At 51.5% G+C, this 12,589-nt stretch carries 10 protein-coding genes; 6 read left to right on the top strand and 4 right to left on the bottom strand.

Going from position 1 to position 12,589, the window contains the following annotated elements; genetic code table 11:
- Positions 1-9: 9 nt before the first annotated feature.
- Positions 10-1,134 (bottom strand): alanine dehydrogenase, encoded by a 1,125-nt coding sequence (gene ald / locus BUQ98_RS06255; protein ID WP_074212989.1) that lies wholly within the window; start codon positions 1,132-1,134, stop codon positions 10-12.
- Positions 1,135-1,300: 166 nt separating this feature from the next.
- On the opposite strand from ald, the gene lrp reads away from it, so the two are divergent.
- The 5 genes from lrp to serS all read left to right on the top strand — a co-directional run bounded on the left by lrp (position 1,301) and on the right by serS (position 8,127).
- Positions 1,301-1,795: a leucine-responsive transcriptional regulator Lrp gene (gene lrp, locus BUQ98_RS06250; RefSeq protein ID WP_074212988.1), complete on the top strand. Its 495-nt coding sequence runs from the start codon at positions 1,301-1,303 to the stop codon at positions 1,793-1,795.
- 223 nt (positions 1,796-2,018) lie between these two features.
- A complete protein-coding gene (locus BUQ98_RS06245) occupies positions 2,019-4,787 on the top strand; it encodes a DNA translocase FtsK (protein WP_074213607.1) in 2,769 nt (922 codons plus the stop codon).
- A gap of 16 nt (positions 4,788-4,803) precedes the next feature.
- Positions 4,804-5,433 (top strand): outer membrane lipoprotein periplasmic chaperone LolA, encoded by a 630-nt coding sequence (lolA, locus tag BUQ98_RS06240; protein WP_083605257.1) that lies wholly within the window; start codon positions 4,804-4,806, stop codon positions 5,431-5,433.
- Between the two features lie 71 nt (positions 5,434-5,504).
- Entirely contained in the window at positions 5,505-6,767 is a 1,263-nt protein-coding gene (locus BUQ98_RS06235; RefSeq protein ID WP_305794047.1) for a replication-associated recombination protein A, read from the top strand.
- Positions 6,768-6,840: 73 nt separating this feature from the next.
- Complete coding sequence (gene serS, locus BUQ98_RS06230; RefSeq protein ID WP_074212986.1) at positions 6,841-8,127, top strand: serine--tRNA ligase; 1,287 nt, start codon at positions 6,841-6,843, stop codon at positions 8,125-8,127.
- 83 nt (positions 8,128-8,210) lie between these two features.
- Here serS and BUQ98_RS06225 read toward each other — a convergent pair whose 3' ends face one another.
- The 3 genes from BUQ98_RS06225 to metG all read right to left on the bottom strand — a co-directional run bounded on the left by BUQ98_RS06225 (position 8,211) and on the right by metG (position 11,311).
- On the bottom strand, positions 8,211-8,993 hold the full coding sequence (locus tag BUQ98_RS06225; protein WP_074212985.1) for a hypothetical protein: 783 nt from the start codon (positions 8,991-8,993) through the stop codon (positions 8,211-8,213).
- Positions 8,994-9,026: 33 nt separating this feature from the next.
- The gene (locus tag BUQ98_RS06220; protein WP_074212984.1) at positions 9,027-9,212 is read right to left on the bottom strand and encodes a hypothetical protein; all 186 of its coding nucleotides are present in this window, start codon (positions 9,210-9,212) and stop codon (positions 9,027-9,029) included.
- 62 nt (positions 9,213-9,274) lie between these two features.
- Complete coding sequence (gene metG / locus BUQ98_RS06215) at positions 9,275-11,311, bottom strand: methionine--tRNA ligase (protein WP_074212983.1); 2,037 nt, start codon at positions 11,309-11,311, stop codon at positions 9,275-9,277.
- Between the two features lie 157 nt (positions 11,312-11,468).
- On the opposite strand from metG, the gene apbC reads away from it, so the two are divergent.
- Positions 11,469-12,581, top strand: a complete 1,113-nt coding sequence (gene apbC / locus BUQ98_RS06210) for an iron-sulfur cluster carrier protein ApbC (protein ID WP_083605219.1) — start codon at positions 11,469-11,471, stop codon at positions 12,579-12,581.
- Positions 12,582-12,589: the final 8 nt, after the last annotated feature.

Below are 12,589 nucleotides of genomic sequence, written 5' to 3'. Positions count from 1 at the left end.
TGCTACCGATTAATGCGCGGACTTAAGCGCATCAATGGCTGTGACGTAAGGTAAATCAAAGCCTTCTGCGACTTCCTTGATGGTCACTTGACCATCGATAACATTGAGGCCGTTACGCAGGTGCTCATCTTGAACCAATGCATCACGATAGCCTTTGTTCGCCAGCTTCACAATGTACGGCAGGGTCGCGTTGTTGAGTGCCACCGTTGAGGTGCGCGCCACGGCACCTGGCATGTTAGCCACACAGTAATGGACAACGTCATCGACGATATAAGTGGGATCGGCGTGTGTCGTTGCATGCGATGTTGCAAAGCAACCGCCTTGGTCAATAGCGACATCCACCACGGCAGCACCTGGCTTCATGCGCTGAATATGGTCTTCATTAACCAGCTTGGGTGCGGCAGCACCTGGGATCAGCACGGCACCGACAACCAGATCGGCGTTCAATACGTGTTGTTCAAGGGTTTCTTCTGTGGAGTAGACCACTTTGGCACGGCCTTGGAACTCTTCATCCAGGCGGCGTAGAGTATCGACATTCTTGTCGAGAATCGTGACGTCGGCACGGAGGCCGACCGCCATACGTGCGGCGTTAGAGCCAACAACACCGCCGCCTAGTACCACGATTTTCGCAGGTTCAACGCCCGGTACACCACTGAGCAACATGCCTGAACCACCGTGTGACTTCTCAAGTGCTTGTGCACCTGCTTGAATAGACATACGACCTGCGACCTCAGACATAGGCGCAAGTAGTGGTAATCGACCTTTAGAATCTGTTACCGTTTCATAGGCAATACAGATGGCTTTACTTTTAATTAAGTCTTCTGTTTGCGGAAAATCTGGTGCAAGATGCAAATAGGTGAACAAAATCTGCCCTTCACGGAGCATGGCACGCTCAACAGCTTGTGGTTCTTTAACCTTGACGATCATCTCTGCCTTGGCAAAGACGTCAGCAGCCGTAGAAAGGATAGATGCGCCGGCGGCTTTGTAGTCGTCGTCAGAGAAACCAATACCGTTACCAGCGTTGGTCTCAATGTAGACAGAGTGGCCGTGAGAAATAAGCTCGCGAACACTCGCTGGCACCATACCAACGCGGTACTCGTGGTTTTTGATTTCTTTTGGAACGCCAATGATCATGCTGTCACCTCTTGTTTATTCAGTGTTATCGGCTGGCTTGTTATTGATATTGTCAATTTTCAAGCTAGTATAAAGGGAACAAACCAGCATTTGATGCTAAAGATTGTTTAGATGTTATTTAATTTGGTATATCTTTTTGCAAGGAAGTAACAAGGTGGAATAAAAAATGGTAGATACCAAAAACAAGCCCTCCAAGGAATTGGACCGTATTGATCGCAACATCCTGAACGAGCTCCAAAAGGATGGACGCGTCTCCAACGTTGAGTTATCAAAACGTGTCGGTCTTTCTCCAACCCCCTGCCTAGAACGTGTTCGACGTTTAGAACGTCAAGGCTATATTCTTGGTTACACTGCGCTGCTTAACCCCCAGTATTTAGACGCATCACTGTTGGTGTTTGTCGAAATCACACTCAACCGCGGTGCGCCTGATGTGTTTGAGCAATTTAATAAAGCCGTGCAGACACTCGAAGACATCCAAGAGTGTTCGTTAGTGTCAGGGGATTTCGACTACCTGCTTAAAACACGAGTAGCGGATATGTCGGCATATCGCAAGTTATTGGGTGAAACGTTGCTGCGTTTACCCGGCGTGAATGACACACGTACCTACGTCGTTATGGAAGAGGTTAAACAAAGCAACCACCTGGTGATCCACACGCGTTAGTGGTGTAGTGACAGGATGGTGCAATGCATAATAAAGCCGAGCCTTGAGCTCGGCTTATTTTTTGTGCGGAATGGATAGAATATGTGATATCTCGGTAAAGATTTCGCGTAAACACGCATCATGCCTGCCGTCATGGCATGAATGTGATAAAGTCAGAGCAATAGAAGCAAGCCTCAAATCAGGGTGAGGGATGCGGTTAACGAACAATATTAAACAGGTGATGATGGAGTTTTCTTTACGTCGAGAGCCGAAAGCGGCTCAGCCGAAAGCGCGTTTAGATGGCGTTCAGCGATTAAAAGAGTGTGGGTTTATCTTGGTGCTCGCGGCAGCAGTTTTTACCATGGTGGCCTTGTTATCTTTTAATCCTGCCGACCCATCCTGGTCGCAAACTGCTTGGCATGGTGATGTGCACAATGCAGCGGGCGCCATGGGCGCATGGCTTGCGGACAGTCTTTTCTTTTCCTTCGGTATACTTGCTTACCCTTTGCCGCCAGCCTCAATCCTTGGTGGCTGGGTTTTCTTACGTCGCCGCAGCGACGATGAGCCCATCAACTACACCATTATTGGCGCGCGCATATTGGGGCTGTTTATCCTGTTTTTAACCAGTGGTTCTTTGGCCGATCTTAACTTTGATGACTTTTGGCACTTTTCATCGGGGGGGGTCATGGGCGATGTGACCAACAGTTTAGCCTTGCCGTTATTTAACGTCTTAGGCACCACCTTGGTGATGCTGTTTGGTTGGGCGGCGGGATTTACCCTGTTCACCGGCATTTCTTGGTTAACCGTTGTTGATCGTCTTGGCGCGATGACACTCAATGGCGTGACGTGGGCGGTGAATCGGATACGCGGGGACGCGCCTACCGAGTTAGGCGTGCGTGTAGAAACGGAGATACAGCGTGCATCGAGCACGACACACAATGCATCTGAGCCGATGGAGCTAAGTGATTTACGCCGTCTGACACCGACAACACCGGATAAGGGGGGGAGCACGACTGCTGATGAGAGTTCATCTGACAAGACCGAGTCGCCGATCATCTTTGGTGGGCAAGCGCGTTCAGCAGCAGACCAACGTACCGCCGACGAGCCGGGTGTTGCCGCTAACCATGACGATCAATCAGACGAGCCGTCATTAGGACAGTGGCATGTCGCCATCGATCACGAGGAATCTACGTCTGTATCGTCTTCGCGCGTTGAGGTTGATGAGGCACACGTTGATCCTGCGTCCGCCCATCAAGATGCAACCCGCGAAGCATCGCAAACCGAGAATCCGGACAGTGAGCGCATAGCATCGGCGAACAGCCACGCTGACACCACCTATGGCAATCAAGATGGCCTGTCAGAGCTTGAGCGCGCCGAGCAGGCGAGCGGCGGTACGGATGACGATGAGGACCCGTTCCAAGAAACGATTCGCCAAGCACAAAAAGCTCAGCAGCAGGCGGCTGGGTTGGATCATCCTTTCTTGGTTAAAGATGAGCCTGACCTTCCTAGGCCCGCGGAACCGTTCCCGACCCTCGACTTGCTCGATCCCGCCCGCCATACCGCAGAGCAGGCGACGCGTGAAGAGTTAGAGCAGATTGCCCGCTTGGTTGAAGCGCGGTTAGAAGATTTTAAAGTACAAGCGCGGGTGGTGGGTGTGTACCCAGGCCCGGTGATCACACGGTTTGAACTAGATTTGGCCCCCGGGGTGAAGGTCTCCCGTATATCGGGGTTATCCAAAGACTTGGCGCGCGCCTTATCCACGACTGCCGTACGCGTAGTCGAGGTGATCCCAGGTAAGCCTTACATCGGCCTTGAGTTACCGAACGAGCATCGTGAAACGGTATTTATGTCAGAAGTGGTTGGCAGTGAGCGGTTTAAGAACAATCACTCACCCATTTCTGTGGTGCTGGGTAATGACATTGCTGGCGAAGCGATCATCACCGACTTAGGTAAAGCACCGCATATGTTGGTGGCGGGGACCACAGGCTCAGGTAAGTCGGTGGGCGTGAACGTGATGCTAGTGAGTATGCTGTATAAAGCGTCGCCGGAAGATGTACGCTTTATCATGATAGACCCGAAAATGCTCGAGCTCTCGGTATACGAGGGGATCCCGCACTTGCTGACGGAAGTGGTGACCGACATGAAAGATGCCGGTAATGCACTTCGCTGGTGTGTCGGAGAAATGGAGCGTCGCTACAAGCTGATGTCCGCGCTCGGGGTACGTAACCTGAAAGGCTTTAACGAGAAGGTCAAAGCGGCAGAAGCGGCGAACAACCCTATCCCTGATCCTCTGTGGAAACCGGGTGACAGCATGGATGAATCAGCGCCTAAACTGGAAAAGCTGCCTTATATCGTCGTGGTGGTCGATGAATTCTCGGACCTGATGATGGTGGTGGGCAAAAAAGTGGAAGAGCTGATTGCGCGCTTGGCACAAAAAGCGCGGGCTGCGGGGATTCACCTTGTTCTTGCCACTCAGCGTCCGTCCGTCGATGTGATCACCGGCTTAATCAAAGCGAACATCCCAACGCGTATGGCCTTTACGGTGTCTACCAAGACGGATTCTCGCACCATTCTTGATCAAGGTGGAGCAGAATCATTGCTGGGGATGGGTGACATGCTCTTTATGCCTAATGGCTCCAACCACCCGATCCGTGTGCATGGTGCTTTTGTCAGTGATGAAGAAGTGCACCGAGTAGTTAATAACTGGAAAGCGCGTGGTAAGCCGCAATATATTGATGAAATAACTAAAGGGGAGCAAGGAGCCGATACCTTGCTACCTGGAGAAGCGCCAAAGGGCGGCGATGGCGAAGAGCTGGATCAGCTTTTCGACCAAGTGGTTGAATTTGTGACCGAAAGCCGCCGAGGGTCTGTTTCTGGTGTGCAGCGTCGGTTTAAAATCGGCTACAACCGTGCGGCGCGCATTGTGGAACAACTGGAGGCGCATGGTGTCGTAAGTTCACCAGGCCATAACGGTAATCGCGAAGTCATCGCGCCACCGCCCCCCAAAGATTGATTGAATGGAAGGTTTCATGACTCGATTCTCAGCTGTCCGCCACCTATTGGCGGTGATATCTCTACTTATTGCATTCACGGCGCAAGCGCAAACACAGGCGCAACAACACTTGATGGAAAGACTCAGTCAAGTTGATGCGTTCACTGCGCAGTTTTCGCAAACGGTGCAAAGCCCTGAAGGGGAGGTTATCCATCAAGCAAAAGGCCGGTTGGCGATTGAGCGGCCAAACTTGTTTAATTGGACCACCACGGCCCCAGATGAAACCATTATGATTTCAGATGGTGAAACCTTGTGGTACTACAGCCCGTTTGTTGAGCAAGTCACCGCCATGTGGTTAGAAGAGGCAACGGCGCAAACACCGTTTGTGTTGCTGACCCGCAATCAACCAAGTGATTGGCAGGCCTACCAAATCACACAGTCAGGCGACACCTTCACCCTAACGCCAAAAACCACAGGCACGATTGGCGAATTTGACGTCACCGTGAAGCCGGATGGCACTTTGACGGGCTTTAAGGTGGTTGAACAAGATGGGCAACAGAGCCAATTCGTGCTGAGCCAGTTTAGCCGACAGGCACCAAAGGCGGACTTGTTTTCGTTTACCCCACCGGAATCGGTGATGGTTGACGATCAACGCCAGCCACGATAATTGCCCCGGAGGTAACCGTGTCGACTTTACCGCTCGATTTTGCTGACGATTTTCGTCCACTCGCTGCGCGCATGCGGCCCCTTAACCTTGACCAATACATCGGCCAGCGTCATCTGCTCGCGGAAGGCAAACCGCTTCGCCGTGCGATTGAGTCGGGTACGCTTCACTCGATGATATTTTGGGGACCACCAGGTACGGGCAAGACCACCTTGGCCGATATTGCCGCGCGTCAAGCCAACGCTGAGCTTGAGCAAATTTCTGCGGTAACGTCTGGGGTGAAAGAGATCCGCGATGCCATTGGTCGCGCCGAGCAAAATAAGCAAGCGGGTGTACGGACGGTCTTATTCGTCGATGAGGTGCATCGGTTTAATAAAAGTCAGCAAGACGCCTTTTTACCGCATGTAGAAGCAGGCACAGTGACCTTTATTGGCGCCACCACGGAAAACCCCTCGTTTGAGCTTAATAACGCGTTGCTATCGCGTGCCCGTGTGTACCGTTTAACCAGCCTTGACGAGAGCGATTTGGAAGCGGTGGTTGAGCAAGCGCTTGCCGATTCACAACGTGGCCTTGGTGAGCAGTCCTTAACGTTTGATGATGGCGTGAAAGCGGCGTTAACAGCAGCGTGCAGTGGTGATGCGCGGATGGCGTTAAACCTACTGGAAATGTTGGCAGACATGGCCGATGGCCCGATCACCATGACAATGCTTAAAGACGTGGCCGGTGAGAAAGTGGCGCAATTCGATAAGCAGGGTGACGCGTGGTATGACTTAATTTCTGCGTTTCACAAGTCGGTACGCGGCTCGAGTCCTGATGGTGCGCTGTATTGGTATGCCCGTATCGTGTCCGCGGGTGGTGATCCCTTATACGTGGCGCGTCGATTGTTAGCGATCGCCTCTGAAGACGTGGGTAACGCCGATCCGCGTGCCATGCAGGTGGCATTGAACGCATGGGATTGTTTTACGCGCGTGGGGCCAGCGGAAGGAGAACGCGCGATCGCGCAAGCCGCCGTGTATTTAGCCAGTGCGCCCAAAAGCAACGCTGTGTATACCGCGTGGAAACAGGCTTTGCGTGATGCCAAAGATACCGCTAATGCCGCCGTTCCCATGCATCTTCGTAATGCGCCGACGGCGCTCATGGAAGAAATGGGCCATGGTGAGGGCTATCGGTACGCCCACGATGAGCCGAATGCGTATGCGGCGGGGGAGCGCTATCTGCCGCCAGAGTTAGGGGTAGTGCGTTACTATCAGCCCGTCAATCGTGGGCTAGAAATCAAAATCGCCGAAAAGCTCACCTTTCTCGCTGAGCAGGATGCAAAAAGCCCGCAAAAGCGCTAGGCAAGATTACCCTTTTTGGGTAAGGTTTAAATTCGTCAATTTACAGTCATTAACCCGAAAGCACAGGATTAGCATGCTGGATTCCAAATTACTTCGAACCGAGCTGGAAGAAACGGCTCAACAACTCGCTCGTCGTGGCTTTACGCTTGATGTTAGCGCTATGCGTGAACTCGAGGAACAACGTAAAGCGCTGCAAATTCGCACCGAACAACTGCAAGCTGAGCGTAATTCCCGATCGAAGTCCATTGGCCAGGCTAAAGCAAAGGGTGAAGACATTGCACCATTGCTAGAAGAAGTGTCAAACCTTGGTGATGAATTGGATGCGGCGAAAAAAGAGCTCGCGGCGCTGCAGCAAAAAGTGAATGACGTGGTCATGGGTGTGCCCAATCTACCTGCGGCAGACGTACCAAGCGGTAAAGATGAATCTGAGAACCAGGAAATCTCACGCTGGGGCGAGCCCCGTCAATTTGAATTCGAGGTCAAAGATCACGTCGATCTTGGTGAACTCACCGGTGGTCTTGATTTTGCCAGTGCAGTGAAGCTGTCTGGCTCTCGTTTTATCGTGATGAAAGGCCAAATGGCGCGTATGCATCGTGCGCTTACGCAGTTTATGCTCGACCTGCACACCAATGAGCATGGTTATACCGAGATGTATGTGCCTTATTTGGTCAATGCGGATAGCCTGTATGGCACGGGTCAGTTGCCTAAATTTGGCGAAGACCTTTTCCATACCCAGCCAGCGACGGAAGAAGGGGTGGGGATGTCGTTGATCCCAACTGCCGAAGTGCCACTGACGAACATGGTGCGTGATGAAATCATCGATGAAGCGGATCTTCCGCTGTGCATGACAGCGCATACCCCCTGTTTCCGCTCAGAAGCGGGCTCATACGGGCGTGATACGCGTGGGCTTATCCGTATGCACCAGTTCGACAAAGTCGAGTTGGTCAAGGTTGTTAAGCCAGAAGACTCAATGGAAGCACTGGAATCACTGACTGCTGATGCAGAAAAAGTATTGCAGTTGCTTAACCTGCCATACCGTAAAGTGTTGCTCTGCACCGGTGATATGGGCTTTGGCGCTGCCAAGACCTATGATCTGGAAGTCTGGTTGCCCGCACAAGACACCTATCGTGAGATTTCTTCATGCTCAAACATGCAAGACTTCCAAGCACGCCGTATGCAGGCGCGTTTCCGCCGCAAAGGTGAGAAAAAACCTGAGTTACTGCATACCTTGAACGGTTCTGGCTTGGCCGTTGGTCGTACTCTGGTAGCTATTTTAGAAAACTACCAACAAGCAGATGGCCGCATTGAAATTCCTGAGGTATTGCGTCCATACATGGGCGGTCAAATGCACATTGGTTAATGTGGTCAAGGAATTAAAAAAGTAAGGGACCGGCATGATTGCCGGCCCTTTTTATTGGGGTGACGACACGCTGTTGAGGCAGGTCATTGCCCCGAACCTGACTGAGGAAACGGCGCGATGGGGCTAAGTGCATCATCGTGTTGGCAGGGATAGCGCGTCAGTACACGTGCGATAAAGCTGTCGAGCACGTGAAGCATAATTCGGTTTACACGCTGCGATAGCGCAACTTTATGCTCAAAGGGCAGTTGTTCTGACTGCGCGAGCTGGTTTAACACCTCGGTTATCTCTCGCTGGATGTCGTCGGCCAATGACAAAGCCTGTAGTTGGCGTAAGCGCTTCGCGAGTATTTGCTGGTGTAAGGTAAGAGATTGCTGGGCATTGCGCACAGATTGTTGCTCTTGGTATGCCGCATGGCTGTAACGCTGTCTTGCTTGCAGTAGTTCTAAAATGGCATACCAAAGTTGCTGATAAGCCTCCAAACGGGTGTCGTCGCGTTGCGCGATCAATGCAGGCGGGACTGCTTCATCCACCAAGTAGACGATGTGCTGCAGTGCCCGATTTTTCATACGCGTTTGGGTGTCGTTGTCGTAAGACGGTAAGGCATGAAGGTGGTGAAAAAAGAGTCGATACATCGGCTTTTGTGCTTGGGGAGCCAGTTGGTGAAGGTGACGCGTTTGGTTCAACAGCACTTGATAGTCGTCTGAGCTAATACTGGGTTGGGTGGCTAAGTGCTGAGCATGCTGTAACAGCACACGTAGCTCATGCAGTTGGTGTAAGTGCAAATCTGGACGCTGACGAAAAAGCTGTACCGCCACCACCACTGCGATACTCAATGCTAATGTTCCTATCATTAATAGCCATTCCATAGTCGCTCCTTGCGTTTCAGTCGCTGATATGACTTATTCAGCAGGAATCGTGCCTAAAATGAGATATTTGTCACGCCCTGTGCAAGGGGCTGGGTAGCCGATAATGAAAGAAAAATGAACCGTTTTCGCACTGTGCTGGTGAAGTGGTGCACTGTTTTGACGCATCGCTGAATGTTTCACTGATACCTGATAAAAAGCGCGCATAAAAAAGAGAGCCATCAAGGCTCTCTTTTACGCTCATTTCAGCACCGTAAGGTGACGCGGTGCCAGTGAGTATTGGCTTACATCACACGCATACCGGGCTGAGCCCCTTCATGCGGCTCTAAGATCCAAATCTCTTTGCCTCCAGGGCCGGCTGCTAAAATCATGCCTTCTGACATGCCAAATTTCATCTTGCGAGGCTTTAAGTTGGCGACCATCACTGTGTGCTTACCGACCAGATCCTCGGGCTGGTAGGCCGATTTTATCCCAGAGAATACCTGACGTGTCTCACCGCCAATGTCTAGTTTAAACTTCAACAGTTTGTCTGCTTTCGGCACCGCTTCACACTCAAGAATTTTGGCAATACGAAGGTCGACTTTGGCAAAATCATCAAACTCGATTTCATCAGCAATAGGATCATCCGCCAACGGGCCTTGTGCTTTGGCCTTCTCGGCTTGTTCCGCGGCGGCATCTTCTTTGCTAGTGGCAATCATTGCTTCAACCGCTTTAGGATCTATACGATTAAATAGCGCCTTGAACTTGGTTATTTGATGGCCGGTAAGCGGTGTCGCAATGCTTTCCCAGGTCAAGGTATCGTTCAAGAAGCCTTCTGCGCGCTCGGCCAGTTTTGGCATCACGGGTTTTAGGTAGGTCATCAGCACGCGGAATAAGTTAATACCCACAGAGCAAATTGCCTGTAGTTCGGCCTCTTTACCTTCTTCTTTTGCGATCACCCAAGGCGCTTTCTCGTCCACGTACTGGTTGGCTTTATCCGCAAGGGCAATGATCTCGCGAATAGCGCGATTGAATTCACGGGCCTCGTAGAGCTCGCCAATGTGCTCGGCTTTATCGATAAATGATTGATACAGCTCAGGCTCAGCGCAAACAGGAGACAGCTGGCCGTCAAAGCGCTTAGTGATAAAGCCAGCATTCCGTGATGCCAGGTTCACGACCTTGTTGACGATGTCGGTATTCACGCGCTGGATAAAGTCATCCAAGCTTAAATCGAGGTCGTCGATACGGCTATTGATCTTGGCCGCGTAGTAATAACGCAAGCACTCAGGATCGAGGTGCTTTAAGTAGGTGCTGGCTTTGATAAATGTCCCTTTAGATTTGGACATTTTTGCACCATTTACCGTGACATAGCCGTGCACAAAGACGTTATTTGGCTTACGGAAACCGGCACCGTCGAGCATTGCTGGCCAAAATAGGCTGTGGAAATACACGATATCTTTACCAATGAAGTGGTACAACTCGGTATCACTGTTGGTTTTCCAGTATTCGTCAAAGTCGATATCGCCGCGTTTGTCACAATAGTTTTTAAACGACCCCATGTAGCCAATCGGCGCATCAAGCCACACGTAGAAAAACTTGCCGGGTTGGTCGGGGATTTCAAAACCAAAGTAGGGCGCATCGCGGGAGATATCCCACTGCTGAAGACCGGTTTCGAACCACTCATTCATTTTGTTGGCGATTTCGCTTTGCAGCGAGCCAGATTTTATCCACTCGCTAAGCATTTGCTCGAACTGTGGTAAATCGAAGAAAAAGTGCTCTGAATCACGCATCACAGGCGTGGCACCGCTCACGGCTGAGCGAGGGTTGATCAATTCGGCAGGGGTGTAGGTTTCACCACAATTGTCACAGTTATCGCCATATTGATCGTCGGCGTGACATTTCGGACACTCGCCTTTGACGAAGCGATCCGGCAAGAACATTTCTTTTTCCGGATCAAACAGCTGAGAAATAGTACGGCTGGTGATATAGCCTTTATCGCGTAGCTGGGTATAAATGAATGAGGCCAGTTCGCGGTTCTCATCACTATGGGTGCTGTGATAGTTGTCGAAGCTGATATCAAAGCCATTAAAGTCGGCTTGGTGCTCTTGTTGCACACCGGCGATCATGGCTTCTGGCTCCACACCCATTTGCTGCGCTTTCAACATGATAGGCGTACCGTGAGCATCGTCGGCACAGATAAAGTGAGTGGTATTGCCACGCAGGCGCTGATAGCGGACCCATACATCTGCCTGAATATGCTCGAGCATGTGGCCCAGATGAATCGAGCCGTTCGCATAAGGCAGCGCACAGGTCACCAGAATTTTCCGTGGGTTTGCAGCCATAATCTTGTTTGTTCGCTCTTATGATATGAATGGAATGATTGCGGAAATCTTACCTGATACGATATGCCTTGCCTAGTGCAGGCCGTGAGTGAGGGCGTTTATCGGTTAAACGCTGCCAGTCTGGCCTAACATATTTTAATCAATGGGATGGTGATGCATGTTTTTTGGCTCAAAAAAGAAAAAAACACAAAAAGAAGACACGCCTGCCCCGCTCGCTAATGTGGACGACGCGGTTAGCTTATTAAATCAGTTTTCACATCCACAACTGGTGGAGCAGTGGGCAAGTCAGCCGCATTGGGTCAGCGCGGATAAAAATGGCTTTAAGGTGACGTTTCCATTTGCAGCGGCGTCAGTGATGCGTGCGCTCGAAGAGTGGTTAAACGCGCAGTCTGCGCCACTGAAGCAGCAGTTTCATCTGGTACAGCGAGTGGCACCGCTAAAAAGTGGCGACAAGTCGCTCATTAAGGGCGTCAAAAATTTGTTGGTCGTCAGCTCGGCCAAAGGCGGTGTGGGGAAATCGACCACCGCGGTCAACTTGGCACTGGCACTGCAGGCGGAAGGGGCATCGGTAGGGGTTGTCGATGCGGATGTCTATGGCCCATCGCTGCCAATTATGCTCGGAGCCAAAGATAGTGAGCCGCAAACCCATGATGGCAAACTGATGGAACCTGTGATGCGCCATGGCATTGCCTCTAACTCGATTGGTTATTTGGTGCCAGCAGACAATGCAACGGTGTGGCGAGGCCCAATGGCATCGAAGGCCTTTGCGCAGCTGATTAATGAAACGCGTTGGCCGGAGCTCGATTACTTGGTGGTTGATATGCCGCCAGGCACCGGTGACATTCAGCTCAGCTTGGCGCAGCAGTTCCCCGTGACCGGCGCAATAGTCGTGACCACACCACAGGATCTCGCGCTCGCTGATGCGATAAAAGGCGTGGCGATGTTTGAAAAAGTGGAGGTGCCGGTTCTTGGGGTGGTGGAGAACATGAGCTACCATATTTGTTCGCAATGCGGTCATCATGAAGCCATTTTTGGCACTGGCGGCGCAGAGAAAATGGCACGGGAGCAGGGTGTGCCGGTTTTGGCCCAAGTTCCACTTCATGTTGCTATTCGAGAAGATATCGATGCAGGAACTCCGAGTATGGTGGCGCGCCCTGGCAGTGATCATGCTGCTGTATATCAGCAGATGGCGGCGACGGTGGCGAGTCAGCTCTATTGGCAAGGTGAAACACGACCTGAACAAATAAGTGTACAAACGGTGTCGCCCTGATTGAGCAA

This window comes from Salinivibrio sp. ES.052 (genome assembly GCF_900141775.1).
Taxonomy (GTDB): Bacteria; Pseudomonadota; Gammaproteobacteria; order Enterobacterales; family Vibrionaceae; genus Salinivibrio.
The sequence above is the reverse complement of the archived record's forward strand: the minus strand, read 5'-3'. Positions and strand labels throughout refer to the sequence as shown.